This window comes from Haliea salexigens DSM 19537 (assembly GCF_000423125.1).
GTDB lineage: Bacteria > Pseudomonadota > Gammaproteobacteria > Pseudomonadales > Halieaceae > Haliea > Haliea salexigens.
The window spans coordinates 169,404-191,710 of record NZ_AUHJ01000002.1 but is presented as its reverse complement, the minus strand read 5'-3'; the positions used below and the strand labels follow the sequence as shown (position 1 = coordinate 191,710).

Here is a 22,307-nt window from a genome sequence, read left to right as displayed (position 1 = left end):
AAGCTATTGCAAATACCCTTCAAGCTTGCTGCTGATCGCGCGCGGGTTGTCGCCATCGGCAATCATGACGATACCGTCAATCACCATCTCCTGGTACTGCAGCTGCTCCGCCGCGATCGATTTCAGTTTGTTGGCAATGGGCAGGAAAAACAGGTTGGCAAAGCCGACCCCGTAGATGGTGGCAACAAAAGCCACCGCAATGCCCGCGCCCAGCTCTTCCGGGTCTGACAGGTTCTGCATGACGTGGATAAGGCCGAGCACGGCGCCGAGAATACCGATGGTTGGCGAGTAGCCGCCCATGGCTTCGTATACACGCGCCGCACGGGCCTCGCGCACGTGGGCGTTGTCGACCTGCACCTCAAGCACCCCGCGAATTACATCCGGATCAAAGCCGTCCACCAACAGGCCCAGGCCCTTGTTGACGAAGGCGTCGGTGCCACCGGCAGTGAGCTTTTCCAGCGCCAGCAGGCCATCACGGCGTGCGGTGCGGCTCCAGCCCAGCACCTCCTCCATCAGCGCCTCGCGCGGGAACTTCGGCGGGAATACAATCCAGCGCAGGCGCTGCAAGGCCAGCGCGAAGTCGGCGAGGGGTGTTTGCACCATTACCGCACCCAGGGTACCCCCCGCGACAATCATGAAGGCGGTGAGCTGCATGAGGGCACCGACCTCACCGCCCTCCAGCATGTTGCCGACCACAATCACGCCCACCGCCAGGGTAACACCCAGCAGGGTAAGCATGTCGAAGGACACGCGCGAACCGGGCTTCCCAGCCACTAGCCTCTCCTCACTCTTTCCACGCTTCGAGGGCTACACGCAGGCGGGCTACCGCCTGACCGTGCAACTGTGATACCCGCGACTCGGAGACACCGAGCACGAGGCCGATTTCTTTCAGGTTCAAGCCATCGCCATAATACAGCGACATCATCAATTGTTCTTTTTCCGGAAGTTGCGCCACCGCCTGCTGCAACGCCTCATGAAAGCCCGCCTCGCCCACCTGGCGCAGAGGGTCGACCTGCTCATCCCCGGCGGACAGGGCGACATCATCATCCAGCTGGCACATGCGGGCACAGGCCAGTTCCCCCGCCAGGCTCTGGTACTCGGCCAGCGACAGCGACAGCTCCTCGGCGATTTCCGCCTCCCGGGCCGGCCTGCCTTCGCGCAGGCTCACGCTGTTGATGGCCTGCGCCACCCGGCTCAGGTTGCTCTGCACACTGCGTGGCAGCCAGTCGCTGCCGCGCAGCTCATCCAGCATGGCGCCCTTGATGCGTATGCCGGCGTAAGTGGCAAAGCTCGCCCCCTGTTCCGGGTCGTGCTGCTCACGCGCCTGCAGCAGGCCGATAAGCCCCGCCTGCATCAAGTCGTCCAGCTCGATACTGGCCGGCAGTTTTGCCGCCAGGCGCAGGGCTATCTGCTTGACCAGTGGCAAATACTCGCGCACGAGCGCATCGACACCGGTCTGCGCTACGTGTTGATAGGCGGCTGTGCGATCCATGAGCCGGCGTCAGCCTGTTTTTTCCCTGGCGGCAAGCATACGCTCAATGAAGAATGCCATCCCGCCGCCCATGGGCTGCGGCGGCTCCGCACTGATGCGCGCGGCAATCTCGAGCAGGGCACGCGCCGAAGACGAGCGCGGGTACTCCAGCACCACTGCGCGCTGTGCCTGTACCGCCTTGCGCAGGTATTCATCTCGCGGCACGCTGCCCAGCCAGCGCACATTCACGTCGAGGTAGGTATCGGTGACATTACACAGCTTGGCCAGCAGCTGCCGGCCCTGCCACTCGGAGTCCATCATATTGGCCAGGATGTCGAAGCGTTTGACGCCACAGTCCCGGTTGAGCACCTTGATCAGGGCATAGGCGTCGGTCAGCGAGGTGGGTTCGTCGCAGACCACCACAATCACGCGCTGACAGGCGCTGGTGAAGGTCAGCACGGTGGGGTCGATGCCAGCGCCGGTGTCCACGATCAGCGTATCCACCGGTTGTTCCAGCTCACTGAAGGCCTGCACCAGCCCCGCCTGCTCGGCTGGCGCCAGATTGGCCATGCGCGCTACCCCGGAACTCGCGGGCACCACGGTAATGCCGCCGGGCCCGGGAAGAAGAATTTCCTGCAACGTTTTCTCGCCGGACAGCACATGGCTGATATCCCACTTCGGGCGCAGGCCCAAGGCGACATCGACGTTAGCCAGGCTGAGGTCGGCGTCGAATAACAGGACTGATTGCCCCTGACGGGCGAGTGCCGCAGCAAGGTTCACGGAGACGTTGGTCTTGCCCACCCCCCCTTTACCACTGGTTACTGCAATAACATTCGTGGGGGCCTGTTCGCCCATGTCAGGTTTTCCTGTTGTTCATTCAACTTGCCATGGCTGTCATGCCAGCCCGTGAGGACGGCACCGCATCCGCTCGCCGCCGCTGTCGCAGCCAATCTGCTGCCAGGGCAATCAGCTCCCCTGCCCTGGCTGGCTGCAGGTCGTCCGGCACGCGTTGCCCGCTGCTGGTATACGCCACCGGCAACTGGGCGCGGATCAGAGTGTCCAGAGTACCACCCACACCCGCTGCCTCGTCCAGCTTGGTGATGATAGCACCGCTCAAGCCCTGCCTTCCAAGGGAATGCACCAGCTCGCGTGTGGGCGCCACACCGACAGAGGCTGACAGTACGCCCAGCACCGTCACCGGGATGGGGCTGTGGCGCAGCACCTCGATCTGTTGCAGCAGGCGGGGGTCGCGCTGGCCCATGCCGGCGGTGTCGACAAAAATGTGGCGACGATTGCGGAAGTCGCGCAGCGCGGCATAGAGCTCGGGGCCGTCGCTGACGCTCTGCAGCGGCACATCCAGCAGTGTCGCGAAGGTCGCCAGCTGCTCCTGGCCGCCTATGCGGTACTGGTCCATGGTAATCAGTCCCACCTGTTCGCGGCCGTGACTGAGTACCGCGCGGCCCGCCAGCTTTGCGATGGTGGAGGTTTTCCCCACGCCGGTGGTGCCCACGCAGGCCACCACGCGGGTGCCACCGGGCAGGCCGTCCGGCAGGGTGAGCAGGCGCGCCTCGAGCGCGGCCAGGGTGCGCTGCCAGAGCGCCTCCAGCCCACCGCTGGCCGGCAGGGCATCGGTAATGCCTTCGCTAAGCGCGCGGGAGAAACCCATCCGCGCCAGCCGCTGGTTGAGCGTGGCGCGAACCGGTGCCTTGGCGGCGCTGTCGCGCCAGTTGCGCTGCTGCAGCTCGGTTTCCAGCAGAGAGCGCAGGTTGGCCAGTTCGTTCTGCAACTGCGCCATGCCGAGTTCGTTCTCGACCGGTGGCGCCACCACAGCAGCGGGCTGTTCGCTGACCGCTGCAGCCTGTTCCACCGCTTCCAGGTTGCAGGCCGCCACCACTTCAACACCATCGGCAACGCGACGGTTGCTCAAGATCACCGCCTCCGCGCCGAGCTCTTCGCGCACCAGCGCCAACGCGCTGCGGCTGTCCCGGGCATTGAATCGTCGTATGTTCATCATTTCGCTCCCTGTAGGGCACCGGCACTACCGCCGATGGTGGCAACCACCTTGATCGTCTTGGTCGACGGTATCTCGTCGTAGGCCAGTATGTAGAAATTCGCCATGCGTCCACGCAGCAATCGCGACAGGAACAAGCGGATATTGCCCGCCACCAGCAGCACGGGGTTCTTGCCTTCGGCTTCCAGCTTCGCGGACGCCTCCAGCACTTGGCGAATCACACTGTCCAGCAGGGACGGCTCAAGCCCGCCCGCACCTTGATGAATAGAACCCAGCAAGATCTGTTCCAGTTTCGAGTCCAGCGCCATCACCGACATCTCATCCGCGGTGCCATTGATGTTCTGGAAGATGGAGGGGCCCAGGGCAATGCGGACTTTAGCGGTCAAAGCGTCAGAATCCTGACCCTTGCCCGACTGATCCGCCAAAGCTTCGGCGATTGTGCGCATATCACGCACCGGAATCCCCTCCTCCAGCAGGTTCTGCAATACCCGCGTCATCTCGCCCAGCGACATGGCACTCGGTACCAGGTTTTCCACCAGCTTGGGCGAGGAGCGGGCCAGTTTGTCCAGCAGCTGCTGCACGCCGTCCTGGCCAATCAGCTCGCGTGCGTGGTTCTTCAGCAGCTGGCTCAGGTGGGTGGCGATAACGGTGCTGCTGTCGACCACGGTATAGCCCTTGGTCTGGGCGTCGCCGCGCTGGCCCGGATCGATCCACACGGCATCCAGACCGAATGTCGGGTCGCGCGTGGCCACACCCTCGAGGTCGCCAAACGTCTGCCCCGGGTTGATGGCCAGCTCACGGCCGGGAAATACCTCGCCCTCCCCCACCACCACGTCGTGCAGGCTGATGCGGTAGGCATTGGGAGACAGGTCGAGGTTGTCGCGTATGTGCACGGAATGCACCAGGAAACCCAGCTCTTGAGACAGCTTTTTACGCACGCCCTTGATACGACTGAGCAGATCACCACCCTGGTTGCGATCAACCAGGGAAATGAGCCGGTAGCCCACCTCCAGGCCGATTTCATCCACCTCGGCCACGTCATCCCAGCTAAGCTCCGTATTTTCCGGGCTGCGCTCGGGTCGCACCGGCTCAGGTTCCACTGCGCCCACCTGCTGTGACTGCCAGCGCAGATAGCCCATGACACCCAGCAATGCGGCGATCGGTACGAAGACCACGCCGGGCATGCCTGGCACGAAACCGATGAGGCCGATAATACCCGCGGCCACAAAGAGAATACGCGGGTTGGAGGTGAGCTGCAGTGTCACCTCGGCCCCCATGTCCTGGGCGCTGGACACGCGGGTGACGATGATCGCCGCCGCCGTGGAGAGCAGCATGGAGGGAATTTGCGCCACCAGGCCATCGCCAATGGTCAGCAGGGTGTAGTTCTGCGCCGCATCCGTGGCACTCAGGTTGTGCTGCAGCATGCCAATGGCGATACCGCCGAGCACGTTGATCAGCAGAATGAGAATGCCGGCTATGGCGTCGCCGCGCACGAACTTGCTGGCACCGTCCATGGCCCCGTAGAAATCGGCCTCCTGCGACACTTCCTCGCGACGGCGCAGGGCCTCGTCCTGACTGATCAGGCCGGCATTCAGGTCGGCGTCAATCGCCATCTGCTTGCCGGGCATGGCGTCCAGGGTAAAGCGCGCGGTGACTTCCGAAATCCGCCCTGCACCCTTGGTCACCACCACGAAGTTGATGACCACGAGAATGGTAAACAGCACCAGACCCACCGCGTAGCTGCCGCCCACCACGAATTCACCGAAGGCTTCAATCACCCGGCCCGCAGCGGCGGTACCGGTGTGCCCTTCAAGCAGAACCACCCGGGTGGATGCCACGTTCAGGCCCAAGCGCAACAGGGTCGCAATCAACAGCACCGTGGGGAAGGACGCGAAATCCAGCGGTCGCGAGGAATACACCGCGGCCATCAGCACAATAATTGCCAGGGCGATATTGAAGGTGAACAACAGGTCGAGTACCAACGGCGCCAGCGGTAATACGATCATCACCAGCATCAGCATCAGCACAATTGGCGTGCCGGCACCAGTCAGTACAGTCTGCCAGGACAACCCCGGGGCGCCCGGCGCTACTGCGGCGGCGTTGTCATTCGCCATCGGTGGCATCCTCGTTCATCAGGTCTTCATACTCCGGGGGAATTTCCAGTGCCGTGGGGCGTGGTACGTAGTCCGTGGGCCCCGCGCGACGCAACTGGAACAGGTAGGCCAGCACTCGGGCCACAGCCAGATACAGCCCGCGCGGGATTTCCGCTCCGATGTCCGTGGAGGCATACAGTGCCCGCGCCAACAGGGGCGCTTCGTACATCGGCACCTGGTGCGCACCGGCCACGCTGCGGATGTGCAGCGCGATCAGGTCGCGCCCCTTGGCCACCACCCGCGGTGCGCCGCTGCCCTCGGCACTGTAGGCAATGGCGACTGCGTAGTGCGTAGGGTTGGTGATGACCACATCGGCGGTGGGCACATCGGCCATCATGCGCCGCTGGGAGACCTCGCGCTGCAGCGTGCGGATGCGCTGCTTGATCTCGGGCCGACCGTCGGTCTCTTTCATCTCGTCGCGTATTTCCTGCCGCGTCATACGCAACTTGCGGTGGAAGTCCCACAGTTCGAAGGGCACGTCGAACAGGGCAATCAGTGCCATGGAGGCGCTAAGCAGCAGCAGGCTCCAGGCCAGCAGGGCCGCCGTCGACTGGCTGGCAGCACCGGGCGACAGGCTGCTGAGCTGGAGGATGTCCCGCTGCAGCAGGCCGAACAGGGCAAAGGTCACCGCCAGAATGAGCAGGAACTTGATCAGCGCCTTGGCCAGTTCCAACAGGCCCTTGAGCGAGAACACGCGCGCCAGCCCCTTGACCGGGTTGATCTTGTCGAAGCTGAAGGTCATCGATTCAGCGGAGAACGCCCAGCCCCCCATCAACAGCGGCCCGGCGAAGGCGGCCACCAGCGACACGAGCAGGAAAGGCGCCAGCAACACTACCGCTGAGGACATCATGTGCATGAAGTGTACCGGCAGGTGCACCGCGTTGAACGCCAGCTCCCGGTCTGCCGCAAACGCCTCCGCGGCCAAGCGAAACAGGCCGTCCACCATGGCCGGGCCGAGGGTCAACAGGCTGGCGGCGGCGGCCAGTAGCGTGATGGTCGTGTTGAGTTCCTTGGAGCGCGGCACCTGCCCCTTGCGCCGCGCTTCCTGTTTGCGGCGCTCGGTGGGTTCTTCTGTGCGCTCCTGACCGGACTGCTGCTCGTCTGCCATCAGAACACCATCAGCGTCTGTTCAATGCCGGCTTCCAGAAAACGGCGCATGGCCGCGATAAATGCCGGCATACCGAGCAGTAGAAAAGTGAAGCCGACCAGAATGGTGACTGGAAAGCCGACCGCGAAGATATTCAACTGCGGCGCGGCTCGAGTGATCACACCCAGCGCTATATTGGTCATCAGCACGGCGGTCAGCGCCGGCAACGCGAGCACCAGCGCGCTGGCGAAAATGCCACCACCCAATCCCGCCAGGTTGGCAAAGGTACCGGGGTCAAATCCCGGCTGCCCGGGCGGCAACAGCACCAGGCTGTCGCCGAACGCCGAGAGCAGTAACAGGTGACCGTCGATCGCCAGAAACAGCAGAATGGAGAGGATAGTATTAAACTGGCTGACCACCGGCACCTGTACGCCGTTCTGTGGGTCAACCGACATGGCAAAACCCAGGCCCATGCTCATGGCCAGGGTCTCCCCCGCCACCACCACCGAGGCAAATACCATTTGCATCACGAAACCCATGGCGGCACCAATCGCCACCTCTCGCGCGGCAAGCAGAATTCCCGCACCGCTGAGCGGATCTGTCACGGGCGCCACCGGCATCAGCGGTGCCACCAGCGCGGCTATCAATACTGCCAAAAGCACGCGTACACGCACGGTGACATTGGCGGCGCTGAATATCGGTGCCACCAGCATGAGTGCTGACACACGCAGGAACGGCCAGTAGTAGAGCTGCATGGCGGCCAGCACCTGATCGATATCGAGCGGCAGGCCACTCACCCCAACATCCCCGGGATCTCGGTGTAAAGGCGCTGGGTAAAGGTGATGGCCACCTGCAGCATCCAGGGACCGGCGACAAACAGCGCCACCACCAGCGCGATCAGTTTGGGAATGAAGCTCAGAGTCATTTCCTGGATTTGTGTCGCCGCCTGGAAAATACCGATCAGCAGGCCCACCGCGAGGGCAGACAAGAGCAGCGGCGCCGCCAGCAGCACCGCCAGCCACAACGCATCCATGCCGACATCCAGTACTGTTTCCGGGGACACAGCGCCTCCTACACCACGAAACTGTTGACCAGGGTGGACGCCACCAGCGTCCAGCCGTCGATCAGCACAAACAGCATGAGTTTAAAGGGCAGCGATACCAGCATCGGCGACAGCATCAGCATACCCATTGACATCAGCACGGAGGCCACCACCAGGTCGATGATCAAAAACGGCACAAACAGCAGGAAACCGATCTGGAAGGCGGTTTTCAATTCGCTGGTCAGAAACGAGGGCAACAACACCACCATCGGCACATCATCCGGCGTCTGGAAGGGCCCGTAGCCTCCCAGCTCGGCAAACAACATCAGGTCGTTTTCGCGCGTCTGGCCGAACATGAACTCACGGAACGGGCCTCGCGCCGCCGCCAGCGCCTGGTCGAAGTCGATGGTCTCGTTCATGTAGGGCAACAGGGCATTCTGGTAGGCCACATCGAATACCGGCGCCATGATGAACAGGCTGAGAAACAGGGCGAGGCCGAGAATGATCTGGTTGGAAGGCGTCTGCGCCGTGCCCAGCGCCTGGCGCAGAATGGCCAGCACGATGAGAATCCGGGTGAACGAGGTCATGGTGATCAGCGCCGCCGGCAACAGCGTGAGCACCGTCATCAGCAGCAGGATCTGGATGTTCATGGAGTAGTTGCTGCCACCCCCCGGCGTGGGGTTGACCGACACCAGCGGAATGCTCGCCTGGGCCTGCGCCAGGCCCGGCAGCAGCAGCACGCCCAGCAACACAGCCAGCGCCGCGCAAGCGGTACGCAGCGGCGCGCTCATTTGCGTGGCCCAAGCGGGTTGACGCTGTTGAGGATGGTGGCGAAGTCGGGGCGCTGGGGTGTGCTGGCGGCTTCGACGATCACCGGCTCCGCAAACACATGCAGTGTTCTCACACTGCCGGGGGCCACACCGAGCAGAATCTGTTCCTCACCGGCGCGCAACAGCACCACACGCTCGCGGCTGCCCACACTGGCGCTGGCCAACACCGCCAGCCGCGCGCTGCTGCCGCTGCCGCCGCGGCTGAAGCGACGCATCAGGTAGAGCATGCCGAGAATGCAGCAAAATACCAGCAGCAGTGAGCCAAGCACCTGCACCAGATAACCTGCGCTGAACAGTTCCGGACTTTTCACCGGACTTTCTTCAGTCGTTCGGAGGGGCTGACCACGTCAATCAGGCGCAGGCCGAAGCGTCCTTCCAGTTCTACCACTTCGCCACGCGCGATCAGTGTGCCGTTGACCATCAGGTCCAGCGGTGCATTGACCTCGCGGTCCAGTTCCACTAACGCCCCCTGATTCAACGCCAGCAGGTCCTTGATGGACATCCGCGTGCGCCCAATTTCCACCGACAACGTCACCGGTACATCGAGTAGCAGATCAAAGTTGATCTCGCCACCCGTGCCCCCGGCTGCGCCCGGCGAAAGCTGTTGCAGTGCCTCGCCTGACGGTTCGCCCGTGCCCTGTTCGTCCTGTTCGCTCATGCTTCTATCCTGTGCTTTTGCCCGTCGGCCCGTCGGGGCCGACAAAACCTGTGATCTTTATGGCCTTTTGGCCCTCGTAGGCGCCATAGCGTCCACTGGCCAGGCGCACGCCTTCCACGCAGAGGTCGACTTCATCCGGCACGGCCAGGTCGATCACCGAGCCCACCTTCAGACTCAGTACTTCACCCAGAGTCAGCTCGCGGCTGGCAAGCATCACGGCCACATCCACCTTGACCGCGGGCAGTTCGCGCCGCAGATGCGGCCCCCAACCCTGCCCGACTTCCTCGGTGGCAGACTTGCGCGGCGCACTGAAGCGCTGTTTCCAGGGCTCCAGCGCCGCAAACGGCAACAACAGGGCCACCTCGGATGTCAGCTCGTTCAAGCTCACTGCAAACACCATCTGCACCAGCTTGTCGGCGCGCGGCAGCGACGCAATGGCGTCGACATGCGGGACGGTGAGGAGCGGGCCAGGTTCCAGCGGCAACTTGTCGGCCCAGGCGGCCACCAGCGCAGCAACCACCTGCTCGGCCACACGTTCCGCCAGCCGCAGTTCACTGGGCGTGAGCGTGGCGCGCTGCACGTTGGCAACGCTGTCGCCACGGACTCCGCCGAAATAATCATTGACCAACTGAGACAATAACGGTGCGGGGCACACCACATGGCAATGCCCCGCCAGCGGCGGCAAATCGAGCGTGGTGACCGCCACGCTTTCCGCCAGGGATACCAGTACTTCTTCACAGGCGAGCACGCGCAATCCCGCAGCGCTTACCTCGAACTCACTACTGAACACGTCCTCAAGGCCGTGTGCCAGTTGTTCGGCGTGTCGCTCCTGCAGCGGTGGCAGCAGCGTCAGCTGGTTGAGCAGCGATTGCTCGCGGGCGGTGAAGTCGAAGGCACGATAGCCACCGCTCGCTGCGGTGCCGTCGCCAGTCAGTGCATCCAGTTCGCCTTCCGAAAGCAGATCGCTGCCAGCCATACGCTACCTACTGCAGCACAAAGGAGGTGAAATAAACGTCCTGCACTGAATCCGGGCCGGACATCTTGAGCACTTCATTCACGGCGTTCAACACGTCCTGACGCAGTGCCTCCTTGCCTTCTACCGTGCGTAACGCGTCGAAATCCTGGTCGCTGAGCAACATGATCAGGCGATTGCGCACGGCGGGCGTGTTGCGCTGGGCTTTTTCCAGCACTTCCGGTGCATAGGCCATCAGCTGAATGTCGGTCTGGATATAGCGCATGCCGCCCTTGTGGTCGAAGTTGACCAGAAATTTCTCCAGCGGCATGTAGACCGCTTCGCGCTCCTCTTCCTTGGGTGCCGCGGGCTCGGCACCGGCCACATCGGCGGCGGCCTCGTCATTGCTACCCAGCAGCATGAAGGCTGCCCCGGCACCACCACCGAGCAACACCACAACCACCGCGATGATGGCGATCAGTTTGCCCTTGCCACCACCGGATGCCTTGCCGGCATCGTCCGCGCCATTACCCTTGCCGAGATTGAGATCGTCTTTTGCAGCCATGCTTGCTCCTCGCAACTGACCGGCAGCCCTGCCGAATGCCGCCAAATGTCAGCAACATCCCTGAAAGCAAAAGCTATACCAGAATAAAAAAATCTATTAGATACAGAATGTTAAGGCGCAGAGTGTGCGGCGAGTGCCAGTATTTTGACACCCCGCGCCCGCGTGGCTGCCGGGGCAGCCTGCAGGCATACTAGACTGAAAATCGGGGGAAGTTAAATGTAGTAGTCGACCAGACGAACGCCGGTGGACGCGAGCGCAGCGCCGGGTTCGGCCGTGCCGGGCACGGCTCCGTCAGCCAGGCCGTCCGTACCTGCCGTGCGCGGCAGGCCGGGGGCATCACGCTGGCTGTCGGCACCGCCCTGGAACTGGCCGGAAACGTCGCTGTGGGAGAGTTGCAGGCCGCTCTGGGCGAGCATTTCACGCAGCCGCGGCATGGACTGTTCGATGGCATCCCGAGCGGCTGCGGAATCCGCCACAAACACCACGCGGGCCTGGTCACCCTCGGTGGTGATGGAGACCTGCAAACGGCCCAGATCCGCCGGATGCAGCTGTAGCGTCGCCTCGTGGCCCCCGTTGCGGGCAAAGACCTGCAGGCGGTTGGCCAGTTCGCCGGCGAATTCGGCGTCCTGTGGCGCATGGGTCATGGCCAGGTGCGCGGGTGTGCGTGGCGCCGTGGGGGCGGACGTGTCCGCCGTGGCGTTGGCGCCCTGGGTAGCGCTCAGCGCTGTCGTGGGGGGCGCGGACTCGCCACCTCCCGCAGCCAATGCCGCACGCAGCGGTTCAAGGCCACCCTCCGGTGCGCGCTGGCGCGCCGCCTGCAGGGCAGTGGCTTCCTCGCCACGCAGGCGCTCGGCGGCCGCCAGCATGCCGGCTTCCTCCGTGCTGGCCGCGGTTGGTTCTGCGGCCGTCAGTGCCTCCGCACGTGCGGTGGCCGCTTGCGCAGCAGCTTGCCCAGCTGATGGAGCACCTGCTTGCAAGGTGGCTTGTCCGGCCTTGGCGGGCCCTTCAGCGAACTCACCGGAGGTCACTGGCAGAGCACCGGCAGCCGTTTCCCCTGTCAGCCTCGCACTGCCGGTGGCCGCTACGCCGGTGGTAAGTACCCCGGTATCAGGCAGGGCCAGGGAATTGGCAACCGCGCCGGCTGTTGTCTCGGCGAGCGTTAGCGGTGTCACCGGGGAGGCGCCCACAACGCTTTCAGCTGCCGCTGCTTCCGTCGAGACGGTCAGGGGGCTGGGTAGCGCCGCATCCGCAGCAGCGGCCGCAGCATCCGGGGCGGGTTCAGCAAGCCCCTCGAGAGCAAGCGTGAAGGGTTGCCAGACGCCCGAACCAGCCTCGCCCCCTGCAACGCCCGGGGTATTGCCCGACGCCGGCGGCAAACCACTGCCGCCGGACGACGCCGCATTGCCGCCCTTGCCATCGCGCGAGGTATTGCCGCCGCCGGCCGGCCGGTCGGAAGCGCCTGCTCTCGCGGCGGCAAACAACTGCGAAAATCCATTTTCAGCCCCGTCCTGCGCCGTATTCCCGGGCGCAACGTTGGCGTCCGAGCTGGCGACAGGCAGAGTTTGCAGTACCGTAATCATGGTGGGTCTCCCGTGTCAGGGGAGAAAAAGCAATTTACGTGCCAGTACCCGGCGGTTCTTGCCCGGGTGGCACAAAACCGGCGTTGAAGCGCTCGTCAACAGCGCGCTGTTCCAGGCGTTCGGCGTGGTCTTTGGCGACGATGCGTCGACGCGCGACGAAGTCTTCCAGGGTGGAGGTCTGCAAGGACTTCTGCATCCAGTCGTCGCGCTGTTGCTGGAGCTTCTCGGTGCTCTCGGCGACCGTGCTCAGTTGCAGGCGAATAGCATCGTTCAGATTGGAAAGAAACTGGCGGTAGTCCTGCAGCTGCGCGGCCGCCATTCCGGAGGCCGACATGTCGCGCAGTTGCTGCTCGTATTCGTCGGCAAAGCGCTGCAACTGGTTGAGCTGGTCGTTATTGCGGCTGTGGTGGGCCTGCTGTTCCTGCAGGTTGCGCGCCGCGCCGGCCTGATCAGCGCGGGCCACGGTAACGACCTTGTCGAGCTTGTCTACCGCGCTCATGACTGGCCTCCGAGGCCGGCGGCACGGGCGGTTTCAAGCATGGCGTTGAGGCTGTGTTGCATATCCCGTTTCTCGTTCCAGGGTTGGCTTATCAGCGCTCGCAGTGGGCCAATCGCGCTCAGCGCCCTGTCGATGGCCGGGTCGGTGCCCCGCTCGTAGGCACCGATGGTTATCAGGTCGCGATTCTCCCGCCACACAGCATACAACTCCTTGAGCTGGCGTGCCAGCTGCAGCTGGGCGGGGTCCACCACGTTGACCATGGAGCGGCTGATGGACGCTTCGATATCAAACGCCGGAAACAGTCCCGAGTCCGCCAGCTGGCGCGAGAGCACGATGTGGCCATCGAGAATGGCGCGCGCGGAATCGGCGATCGGATCGGCCAGGTCATCACCCTCCACCAGCACGGTATAGATGGCGGTGATCGAACCCTCCTGCGTGTTGCCCGCGCGCTCAACCAGCGCCGGCAGCAGCGAGAACACCGATGGCGGATAACCCTTGGCCACCGGCGGCTCACCGGCGGCGAGGCCGATCTCACGCTGGGCCTGGGCAAAGCGGGTCAGGGAGTCCAGCAATAACAGGACGTTCTTGCCCTGGCGGCGGAAATGTTCGGCAATGGCCGTGGCCCGCCAGGCGCCGTGCACCCGCATCAGCGGTGGATCGTCGGCGGGGGTCGCCACCACTACGGCACGGCTCAGCCCTTCCGGCCCCAGAATTTCATCCACGAACTCGCGGACCTCACGTCCACGCTCACCGACCAGCCCCACCACAATCACATCGGCCGCGGTGTGTCGTGTCATCATGCCCAGCAGGGTGCTCTTGCCGACGCCGCTCCCCGCGAACAGGCCGAGGCGCTGCCCACGGCCGATGGTCGCCAGGGCATTGATCGCCTGTACACCCACGTCCAGGGGTTCGCGCACCGAACCGCGCGCCAGGGGGTTGATGGAGGGGCCGCGCAGGGGCGCGTAGTCGCGAAACATCACGGTGGGGCCGCCATCCAGCAGATGCCCGGCACCATTGATCACCCGGCCCAGCAGATGCTCGTCTACCCCGACACGGTGGCTGAAGCCCAGCGGGCGCACCCGTGCACCGAGCATCACGCCGTGCAGATTGCCCTCCGGCATGAGAATCAGGCGCCCTTCGGAGAACCCCACAACCTCGGCCTCCACGCTGCGCTCTTCCTCCGCCTGGATACTGCAGCGGCTGCCCACTGCGCCGGTACACCCGGCCACCTCCAGCCGCGTACCGACCATGCGCACCAACCGACCTTCGCGGATCGGCGTGTTGGCCTGCACCCGTGCTCCGAGGCTGCTGATCTGCTGCCGCAGGCGAGCCGCCCGTTCAACACCCAGCTGTTCTGTCGCGCTCAAGACTCCGCTCCGCCGACTGCGCCGCGACTCTCGCGCAGCGCGCGCACCACATCGTCGAGACGGCGCTCAGTGGAGGCGTCGACGTAACTTTCCGCGGTGGCCACGCGGCAACCGCCGCGCAGCAGGGCCGCATCCGTATGCAAGGTGACCGCCAGCTTGGGCAGGTTGTCCGCCAGCCACTCACGCACCAGCGCAGCATCAGCGGGATGCAGATGCACGTCAACCGGCCCCTCCACCGCTTCAAGCAGTTCCAACGCCTCGGCCAGCACCGCATCGACGGTGCCCGACGAGGTTTCCAGTTCGCGCCCGACCACCGCGGTCGCCACCCGTACCACCAGCTCGGAGAGTTCGCGCAGCAAACCGGATTCCTGCTGGCGAAATGGCGTTGCCATGCTCTGCAGCAGGGCTGCCAGTTCATTTGCCGTGGCTTCGGCTTTGGCTCGCCCCGCGGCCAGTCCCTCGGCATGACCCGCGGCATAGCCCTCGGCACGCGCGCGCTCGGCGATCGCCGCGGTGTCCGGCGGCGCCGCCGCTGCAGGCGCCGCGTCCCGCAGCGGTGGCGGTTGCCAGCTGCGCGGGCGACCAGCGTCAGACAAAATCGTCGCCCCCTTTGCCCAGGGTGATCTCGCCCTCATCTGACAGGCGGCTCGCCACGGCGAGAATTTCCTTCTGCGCGGCCTCTACTTCCGCCAGCTTGACCGGGCCCTTGGCCTCGAGGTCCTCACGCAGCATATCCGCAGCGCGCGACGACATGTTGTTGAAAAACTTGTCCTGCAGCTGGTCATCAACGCCTTTCAGGGCAATCACCAGGCTGTCGACCGCGATTTCCCGAATCAGGCGCTGCATGCCGCGGTCATCCAGCTCCGTGAGGTTGTCAAACACGAACATCAGTTCACTCACTTTCTCACCGAGGTCGGCATCGGCCTCCTTGAGCGAGCCGAGCAACTCGGACTCGATATCCGCCTTGATGTTGTTGAGAATGGCCGCCGCACTGGTCATGCCGTTGACTGAGCGCGGCGGCGTCTTGCGTACCTTGCCCAGCTGCTTTTCCAGCACTTTATCCAGCTCTTCCATCGCCGCCGGATCAATCACCTGCAAGCGCGCCACGCGCAGCAGCGCCTCGCTGCGCACGGGCTCGGGGATATTGACCAGCACCTGAGCCGACTGATCCTCGTCCAGCGAGGCCAGCACAATGGCAATGATTTGCGGGTGCTCGTCCTCCAGCAGCTCTGCCACCGCACCCGGGTCCATCCACTTCAGCGCTTCAATGCCGGAGGTCTGCTGCTTGCCCGGCATCACTTTCGCCAGCATGGAGCGCGCCTTGCTTTCCCCGAGGGCGTTGGTCAGCACACGCCGGGTAAATTCCGAGGCACCCAGCCCCAGCGGGTTCAGCGCACTGGCGTCTTCGTGGAACGCCGCCAGCACCGCCTCCACCTGCTCATTGGAGATAGACGACAGGGAGGCCATGGCCTCGCCAATGCGCTGCACTTCACGCGGCTCCATGTGGCGCATGATGGCGGTGGCCGACTCCTCGCCCACCCCCAACAGGAATACCGCCGCGCGCTGCGCGCCGCTCAAACCTGCTCCTGCGGCATCAGCCATCGCCCGCCACCCACTGTTTCATCACATGTGCCGCCCGCGCCGGCTCGCCCTCGGCCACATTGCGCGCCATTTGTAATTGCTGCTGGTACCCGGTGTTGCCAGGCAGGCCGCGTCGGTCGCCGGCCAGTGTCACCTGGTCGTCGCTCATCAGTTCACCACCACCCTGGGCATATCCCGCATCACCGTAGCCGTCGTTGCCCAGGGCCCGCTGCCCCGAGGGACCGATTGCCGCCGGCACCGGCGCCACTGAAAACTGCATCAGGGGGCGCAGCACGAAGAACAGCAGCGCCGCCAACCCAGCCGCCACGCCCAGGCCTTTCAGCACACGCCACAGCCAGTCTTCCTCGAGCAGCGAAGGCTCCGGTGGCGCTTCCAGGGCGGGCGGCTCCACGAAGGACGCATTGATCACACTCACGGTATCACCGCGTTCTTCGCTGAAGCCAACGGCCTCCCGCGCCAGGCGGGTAATCTCGTCCACCCGCTCCGGTGCCAGCGGCGCCCGTTCCACCGAGCCGTCCTCGGCGGTGGTTTCCACGTGGTCCAGGACCAGCGCTATGGACAGCTTTTGCAGCGTACCCGGCGTTTCGCGAATGTGGCTGATGGTCTTGTCCATTTCATAGTTGCGCGTTTCGCGGCGAGTAGACCGCGTTGGCGCCGTGTTCTCCACCAGCCCGGCCTCTGGCGGTTGGGCCAGCACGTCCGGGTCTTCCGGTGGCTGGTTGGCCAGCGTACCCGGCACACCGCCCTCCAGCATCCGGGTGGTCATCTCCTCCGAGGTTTGCTCGCTGCGCAATACCGTATCCGGCGCGTACACCTCGCTGGTGCGCTCGATGCGGGTGAAGTCTATGTCCGCCGACACCTGCGCGTGCACACGCCCGGGCCCCAGAATGGGCTCCAGAATATCGACGATCCGCTGGCTGTAGCGCTGCTCCAGCTGCTGTGCCATCTGGAACTGTTCCTTGCTGTAGCCGAAATCATCGGGGTTGCCCTGCGTCGACAACAGCCGGCCCTGCTGGTCAACCACGGAGACGGACTCCGGTTGCAGGTTGGGCACACTGGCGGACACCAGGTGCACGATGCCCGCCAACTGCCGGTCAGACAGCACCTGGCCACCGTACAGGTGCAACACGACCGAGGCGGCCGGCTGCTCTCGCTGGCGCAGGAAAGCGCTCTGTTTGGCCATGGCCAGGTGCACACGGGCACCGCGCACACCATCCAGAGCGCTGATGGTGCGAGACAGCTCCTGTTCCAGGGAACGGTGATAACGCGCCTGCTCCATAAAGCTGCTGACGCCAATCTCCTGCTCCTGATAAATCTTGTCGAAGCCGATGTCGCCGGAGCGCGGGAAGCCCTCGGTTGCCAGCAAGAGCCGCGCACGGTGCACCTGGTCGGAGGCCACGGTGACCATGCCGGTGCGATTGTCGAGCCGGTAGTCGATGCCGTTGGCATCCAGCGTGGACATGGCCGCTGTGGTGTCCTCGGCGGCCATGCTGCCGAACAGGGGCTTGTATTCGGGCGTCAACACCCATTGCACCAGGCCAATGCCCAACGCAATGCTGGCCGCCAGCCCCACCAGCAACGCCAGCTGGCGGGAAATGGGCTGCCGACTGTAACCGTTGAAACGCGCGACTAGTCCGCCGCTATTCTCTGCCATGGATCAACTCACTCCTCAGGGCACATGATAAACCAGCAGGGCTCAGACCTGCATACTCATGACTTCGCGGTAGGCGGTGAGCAATTTGTTGCGCACCTCGCTCAGCGCCTGGAATTCCAGGCTGGCTTTCTGCGCCGTCACCATCAACTCCGCCAGCGACACACCCGGGTCACCCGCCTCGAAGGCCGTGGCCATCTCGCGGGAACTCTGCATCGCCTGGTTGACGTCGTCGATGGACTGTTTCATGAAGCTGGAAAAATCGGCACCGCCGGCAGCCGCGGCAGATTCGCTGCCCGCCTCCGCGGCCATGCTGCGCATCTGTGCCAGCACCTGGTTGATTGCCATTTCGCTCATAGCCTGTCCTCTCTCAATGTGCGCGGGGTACGGCCAACCCCAGTTCACGGAAGCGCGCCAGTTTGTAGCGCAGCGTGCGCGGGCTGATGCCCAGGCGCTCCGCAGCTTCTTTGCGATTGCCATCCACCGCCGACAGCGCGGCCACGATGAGCTCGCGCTCGCGCTCTTTCAGGTCGCCCTCCAGCTGCGGCTCTGGCGGCGCTGTGGCTTCCACCGCGGCGGGTGCAGCAGTCAGTGCCGCAGACGGTGCAGCGGCAGGCACCATGGCCGCAACGAAGTCGATATCGTCCGGACCGATCTCCGGCCCCGGTGCCAGCAGGCTGGCACGCTGCACGCAGTTTTCAAGTTCCCGCACGTTGCCGCGCCAGTTGTGCGCAGCGAGGCGCTGCAGGGCGGCCTTGCTGAAAGCGAGCCCACTGCGCGGTGGCGCGTAACGCTGCAGGAAGCGCTGTGCCAGCGGCAGGATATCCGCCGGGCGATCGCGCAGGGCGGGCACCTCCAGCGGAACAACACTCAGGCGGTAGTAGAGGTCTTCCCGGAACCGGCCAGCGGCAACGGCTTCAGCAAGGTTGCGGTTACTGGTGGCAATCACCCGCACATCCAGCGCGATCACCTTGTTGCCGCCCAGGCGCTCCACCTCACGTTCCTGCAGCACGCGCAACAGCTTGGCCTGCAGGCCCAGGTCCATCTCGGAGATTTCATCCAGCAGCAGTGTGCCGCCGTTGGCCTGTTCGAATTTGCCGGGGCGCGACTGGTGAGCGCCGGTGTAGGCACCCTTTTCATAACCAAACAGCATGGATTCCAGCATGTTCTCGGGAATGGCGGCGCAGTTGATGGCAACCATGGGCCGCTCGGCACGGCTGGAACAGGCGTGCAGGTAACGCGCAATCACTTCCTTGCCGGTGCCGGATTCACCGGTGACCAACACCGTGGCATCGCTGTGCGCCAGGCGCTCTGCCAGGCGACACACCCGTTGCATGGCGGGGTCTTCCGCCACCATGGCCACAGCCGGTTCCGGTACCGGTTCAAAGCGGGCCAGCATTTCCAGCAGCACTTCCGCGGCGAAGGGCTTTAACAGATAATCGGTTGCGCCATCGCGCATCGCAGACACCGCATGCTGCACCGAGCCGTGGGCAGTGATCATGACAAACGGCAGCTCCGGGCTGCGGGCGCGCACCTCGCGTAACAAGCGCTCGCCGTCCATCCCGGCCATCTGCACGTCGCTGATGATCAGGTCGACCGGCTGGCGCTCCAGCTGCTGCAATGCCGCTGCGCCGTCACAGGCGCTCCACACGCGGTAGCCCCCGTACTCGATGGTGTCACACAGCGCTTCCCGCAGCGTGCTATCGTCTTCAACCACCAGAACTTTCAACGCGGCTCCCACAGTCAACCCTCTCCTTCTGCGACCGGAAATTCCAGAATGAATTCGGCGCCACCCTGCGGACTGTCGCCCAGGCGGATCTCGCCCCCCAACTCGTTCACCGTGCGCGCCACCACCGCCAGGCCCAGGCCGGTGCCGGTGGAACGGGTGGTGAAGAAGGGGTCGAAAATACGTTCGCGCAGCTCCTGTGCCACGCCGGGGCCATTGTCCCGTACCCGCAACAGCATGCGCTCGCGATTCAGGGCGCCCGCCCATACATCCACATGGACCGCCGCACCGCCGGCCTCAATAGCATTCACCACCAGATTGGCGAGCGCGCCGGCCAGTGCGTCGCGATCACCGCGCAGGGCCAGAGTGCGATCCACCGGCGTCACCGACAGCGTGGCGCCGGCGGCCTGCAGCCGCGCCTGCACATGCGCCTGAAAGTCACCGAGTACGTCCTGCAGGCAGATCAGCTCCGTGCGTGGGGGCGCACCGCGCACAAAACCCAGCATGCTTTCTATCAAGCCTTCCATATGCACCAAGCGCTCGGCGAGCCGGTCGCAAATACGTTCCCGCTGCGCTACCGCGAGGTCCGGCCGGCGCAGTTGCGCCAGATACAGCGTGGTGGACGACAGAGGCGTGCGAATCTGGTGCGCCAGCCGCGCCGCCATTTCACCCAACGCGCTCAGGCGCTGTTCGCGGCCCACCTGCGCTTGCAGGTCGTGCAGTTCGGTGGTGTCGGTCACCAGCACCAGCGTTTCGCCCTGCTGCGCCAGATGGCGGCTGTGCAGCGAGAGATGCCGCTCCGGCTCGCGCTCGCGTATGCGCGCCTGCACGGCGGGCCAGTCCTCCCCCAGCAGCGGCTCGCCAAACAGCGCCACCGCTTCCGGGTTGGCGTCCCGCACCTGCTGGCGCTCGTCAATCAGTAAGACACCGCCCGGCAGCATGGCCATCAGGGATGCCAGCCGCTCCAGCAGACGCTCCTTCTCGGCCAACTCATCCAGCCGCGCCGAGCGCGACGCCGCGAGCTCCTCGTTGAGGCGCGCTACCCGCGATTCGAGGTCGCGGTAGGAGGCATCCAGTTGATGTGAGACCTCGGCAAGACTGCGAAAAGCCGCTTCCAGGTCGTGTTTTTCGAGGGGTACTGCCTGCTGCATGATCGAGTTCCACCGAGCGCTATCACGCCATTGCGGCAGTGAAAGCAAGAGCCATGCCCAAAGTGTAATTCATTGATTTTTCAACAGCTTAGAAATAAAACCGGAAGGCCTGCCAGCGGTCGGCGTCAGGAATCTGACGGCACCGAATCGCGCTGCAATTCAAACTTGCGCATCTTCTCCACCAGGGTGGTGCGCTGCAAGCCGAGCAACTGCGCCGCGCGCGCAACCACCCAGCCACTACGCTCCAGCGCCTGCAGCAGCAGGGTGCGCTCGGTGTCCGCAAGGTGCTGCTTGAGGTCCAGGCCGTCCGGGCCCAGTTTCAGGGTTTCAGCCTGTGAGGCGGCTACCGGCACTTCGCGGGACACACCAGGGGCCGGCGCACGAGGCTCGCCGTTGTCCGGCGCTTCACCCTCGACAATATGCGCGGGCGCCGGGGGCGGTTGAGTGGGGTCGAAGCCTTCGCAGAACTTCGGCGGCAGGTCGGCAAAACCCACCTCAGCACCGGGAAACAGGATGGCCAAACGCTCCACCAGATTGTTCAGTTCACGCACATTGCCCGGCCACGCGTACTGCTGCAGGGCAGCCATGGCATCCGCCGCAATCGCCACGCTGTCACGCTGTTCACGCGCCAACTGGGCCAGAAAGTGCTGCACCAGCACCGGCACATCTTCCGGCCGGGCCCGCAACGCCGGCACGTCAATCGGAAACACATTGAGGCGGTAGTAGAGGTCGGCGCGGAAACGGCCATCCTCAACGCGCTGCTCAAGATCCTGGTGGGTGGCGGCAATCACCCGCACGTCGGTGGGCTGCGAACTGGCACTGCCCACCCGTTCAAAACAGCGCTCCTGCAATACCCGCAGCAGCTTCACCTGCATGGGCAGTGGCATGTCGCCGATCTCATCCAGAAACAGTGTGCCGCCCGCTGCCAGTTCAAAACGGCCACGACGGGTGCTGATGGCGCCGGTGAATGCGCCCTTTTCATGCCCGAACAACTCGGACTCCAGCAGCTCCGCCGGAATGGCACCGCAGTTCACCGGCACAAACGGCCCCTGGGCGCGCGGCGAGGCGCTATGAATGCCGCGGGCAACCACTTCCTTGCCAGTACCGGATTCACCCAGAATGAGGACCGTGGCATCACTGCCCGCCACCTGCGCCACCAGCCGGCGAATCGCATGCATGGCCGCACTGGGGCCGACGATAGGGGTCGAATTGTCAGGGTACTGTGACAACTGCATGAATCCAGTTAGACAGGGAAAATGAAGAACAGCCAACGGCGCAGAGTCTGCGCAGCCGAGGATGACCTGTCAACTTATTGACGGCGAAAAGCGCGATTAATCCCCGCTATGGGCACGGCGGTAGGCGACCTCACGGCGGTGATGACGGAAGATGAGCTTTTCCAGCCACACCCGGGCGGCGCCCGCCAGGCCAACGAAGCGCACCGTGTTGCTACCGGCCGCCAATTCTTCCGGGCTGCTGATGACTTCACCATAGCAACACAGTGGTTTGGGCAAGCCGCGTTGAATATACAGTTCCAGAAAAATGCGTGCGCCCGCCGGGGGGCCCTCGCCTTTCCAGCTTACCTGCTCGGCAGACACCTGCACCGCGCTCACCGGCGGGATATCCAGCTCGTGGTACACCAGCGCGCTGACCAGATCGAGCACCAGGTTCAGCTTCAGGTCGAGCCGGGCAATGTCCTGCTGAATGCCGGGCGGCGCGTCCGTGTCGTCCTTGGTATTGAGCCCATCGCCCACCGCAGACACGGCACGCAGGAAACTCTCGTTGGACGCGTTGACCATGGCCAGGTGGGTCTGCTCCGGCTCGTAGTCAACGGGCTTCCAGGACAGCGCTATGTTATCGCTATAGACAAGGCCGTTGCCGGCGTTCTTGCTGCTCATGCCCAATGCTCCGCAAAAGCATTACGATAACACAGGGTGCGGGGGACGGAACGCCCCTGCCGAAGGC

24 protein-coding genes are annotated in these 22,307 nt (G+C 64.3%); all 24 read right to left on the bottom strand.

Annotated elements, in window-relative coordinates; genetic code table 11:
- Nucleotides 1-3: 3 nt before the first annotated feature.
- Nucleotides 4-738, bottom strand: a complete 735-nt coding sequence (locus G533_RS0103630; protein WP_035526387.1) for a flagellar motor protein — start codon at nt 736-738, stop codon at nt 4-6.
- A 46-nt stretch (nt 739-784) separates the two neighbouring features.
- Entirely contained in the window at nt 785-1,492 is a 708-nt protein-coding gene (locus tag G533_RS0103625; RefSeq protein ID WP_027948788.1) for an RNA polymerase sigma factor FliA, read from the bottom strand.
- 9 nt (nt 1,493-1,501) lie between these two features.
- Nucleotides 1,502-2,326 (bottom strand): MinD/ParA family protein, encoded by an 825-nt coding sequence (locus tag G533_RS0103620; RefSeq protein ID WP_027948787.1) that lies wholly within the window; start codon nt 2,324-2,326, stop codon nt 1,502-1,504.
- A 22-nt stretch (nt 2,327-2,348) separates the two neighbouring features.
- Complete coding sequence (gene flhF / locus G533_RS0103615; protein WP_051229935.1) at nt 2,349-3,482, bottom strand: flagellar biosynthesis GTPase FlhF; 1,134 nt, start codon at nt 3,480-3,482, stop codon at nt 2,349-2,351.
- Nucleotides 3,482-5,503, bottom strand: coding sequence for a flagellar biosynthesis protein FlhA (gene flhA / locus G533_RS0103610; protein WP_276202563.1), 2,022 nt, complete (start codon nt 5,501-5,503; stop codon nt 3,482-3,484). The genes flhF and flhA overlap by 1 nt, the downstream gene beginning before the upstream one ends.
- An 82-nt stretch (nt 5,504-5,585) precedes the next feature.
- A complete protein-coding gene (flhB, locus tag G533_RS0103605; protein ID WP_027948784.1) occupies nt 5,586-6,743 on the bottom strand; it encodes a flagellar biosynthesis protein FlhB in 1,158 nt (385 codons plus the stop codon).
- The gene (gene fliR, locus G533_RS0103600; RefSeq protein WP_240472359.1) at nt 6,743-7,519 is read right to left on the bottom strand and encodes a flagellar biosynthetic protein FliR; all 777 of its coding nucleotides are present in this window, start codon (nt 7,517-7,519) and stop codon (nt 6,743-6,745) included. Before fliR ends, flhB begins: the two co-directional genes overlap by 1 nt.
- Nucleotides 7,516-7,785 carry a flagellar biosynthesis protein FliQ gene (gene fliQ, locus G533_RS0103595; RefSeq protein WP_027948782.1) on the bottom strand — a complete coding sequence of 90 codons (270 nt, stop codon included), beginning with the start codon at nt 7,783-7,785 and terminating at the stop codon, nt 7,516-7,518. Before fliQ ends, fliR begins: the two co-directional genes overlap by 4 nt.
- Before the next feature lie 8 nt (nt 7,786-7,793).
- Nucleotides 7,794-8,555: a flagellar type III secretion system pore protein FliP gene (gene fliP / locus G533_RS0103590; RefSeq protein ID WP_035526287.1), complete on the bottom strand. Its 762-nt coding sequence runs from the start codon at nt 8,553-8,555 to the stop codon at nt 7,794-7,796.
- Nucleotides 8,552-8,905 carry a flagellar biosynthetic protein FliO gene (gene fliO / locus G533_RS20390; protein ID WP_035526284.1) on the bottom strand — a complete coding sequence of 118 codons (354 nt, stop codon included), beginning with the start codon at nt 8,903-8,905 and terminating at the stop codon, nt 8,552-8,554. Before fliO ends, fliP begins: the two co-directional genes overlap by 4 nt.
- The gene (gene fliN, locus G533_RS20385; protein ID WP_035526281.1) at nt 8,902-9,252 is read right to left on the bottom strand and encodes a flagellar motor switch protein FliN; all 351 of its coding nucleotides are present in this window, start codon (nt 9,250-9,252) and stop codon (nt 8,902-8,904) included. The genes fliO and fliN overlap by 4 nt, the downstream gene beginning before the upstream one ends.
- A 4-nt stretch (nt 9,253-9,256) precedes the next feature.
- A complete protein-coding gene (locus G533_RS20380; RefSeq protein WP_051229934.1) occupies nt 9,257-10,228 on the bottom strand; it encodes a flagellar motor switch protein FliM in 972 nt (323 codons plus the stop codon).
- Between the two features lie 7 nt (nt 10,229-10,235).
- The gene (locus tag G533_RS0103570) at nt 10,236-10,769 is read right to left on the bottom strand and encodes a flagellar basal body-associated FliL family protein (RefSeq protein WP_027948780.1); all 534 of its coding nucleotides are present in this window, start codon (nt 10,767-10,769) and stop codon (nt 10,236-10,238) included.
- A 212-nt stretch (nt 10,770-10,981) separates the two neighbouring features.
- Nucleotides 10,982-12,349, bottom strand: a complete 1,368-nt coding sequence (locus G533_RS0103565; protein ID WP_027948779.1) for a flagellar hook-length control protein FliK — start codon at nt 12,347-12,349, stop codon at nt 10,982-10,984.
- Between the two features lie 34 nt (nt 12,350-12,383).
- Nucleotides 12,384-12,848, bottom strand: coding sequence for a flagellar export protein FliJ (gene fliJ / locus G533_RS20375; protein ID WP_051229933.1), 465 nt, complete (start codon nt 12,846-12,848; stop codon nt 12,384-12,386).
- Nucleotides 12,845-14,215 carry a FliI/YscN family ATPase gene (locus G533_RS20370; RefSeq protein ID WP_051229932.1) on the bottom strand — a complete coding sequence of 457 codons (1,371 nt, stop codon included), beginning with the start codon at nt 14,213-14,215 and terminating at the stop codon, nt 12,845-12,847. Before G533_RS20370 ends, fliJ begins: the two co-directional genes overlap by 4 nt.
- Complete coding sequence (locus tag G533_RS20365; protein ID WP_035526278.1) at nt 14,212-14,811, bottom strand: FliH/SctL family protein; 600 nt, start codon at nt 14,809-14,811, stop codon at nt 14,212-14,214. The genes G533_RS20370 and G533_RS20365 overlap by 4 nt, the downstream gene beginning before the upstream one ends.
- Nucleotides 14,804-15,793 (bottom strand): flagellar motor switch protein FliG, encoded by a 990-nt coding sequence (fliG, locus tag G533_RS0103545; RefSeq protein ID WP_240472358.1) that lies wholly within the window; start codon nt 15,791-15,793, stop codon nt 14,804-14,806. Before fliG ends, G533_RS20365 begins: the two co-directional genes overlap by 8 nt.
- Nucleotides 15,794-15,809: 16 nt before the next feature.
- Nucleotides 15,810-17,471: a flagellar basal-body MS-ring/collar protein FliF gene (gene fliF / locus G533_RS0103540; RefSeq protein ID WP_027948777.1), complete on the bottom strand. Its 1,662-nt coding sequence runs from the start codon at nt 17,469-17,471 to the stop codon at nt 15,810-15,812.
- A gap of 42 nt (nt 17,472-17,513) precedes the next feature.
- Nucleotides 17,514-17,825 (bottom strand): flagellar hook-basal body complex protein FliE, encoded by a 312-nt coding sequence (fliE, locus tag G533_RS0103535; protein WP_027948776.1) that lies wholly within the window; start codon nt 17,823-17,825, stop codon nt 17,514-17,516.
- Nucleotides 17,826-17,838: 13 nt separating this feature from the next.
- The gene (locus G533_RS0103530) at nt 17,839-19,209 is read right to left on the bottom strand and encodes a sigma-54-dependent transcriptional regulator (protein WP_035526273.1); all 1,371 of its coding nucleotides are present in this window, start codon (nt 19,207-19,209) and stop codon (nt 17,839-17,841) included.
- A gap of 2 nt (nt 19,210-19,211) precedes the next feature.
- Entirely contained in the window at nt 19,212-20,345 is a 1,134-nt protein-coding gene (locus G533_RS20360; RefSeq protein WP_051229931.1) for a sensor histidine kinase, read from the bottom strand.
- Nucleotides 20,346-20,470: 125 nt separating this feature from the next.
- Entirely contained in the window at nt 20,471-21,574 is a 1,104-nt protein-coding gene (locus G533_RS25220) for a sigma-54 interaction domain-containing protein (RefSeq protein WP_276202562.1), read from the bottom strand.
- 102 nt (nt 21,575-21,676) lie between these two features.
- A complete protein-coding gene (locus tag G533_RS0103515; protein WP_035526270.1) occupies nt 21,677-22,240 on the bottom strand; it encodes a PilZ domain-containing protein in 564 nt (187 codons plus the stop codon).
- Nucleotides 22,241-22,307 lie beyond the last annotated feature (67 nt).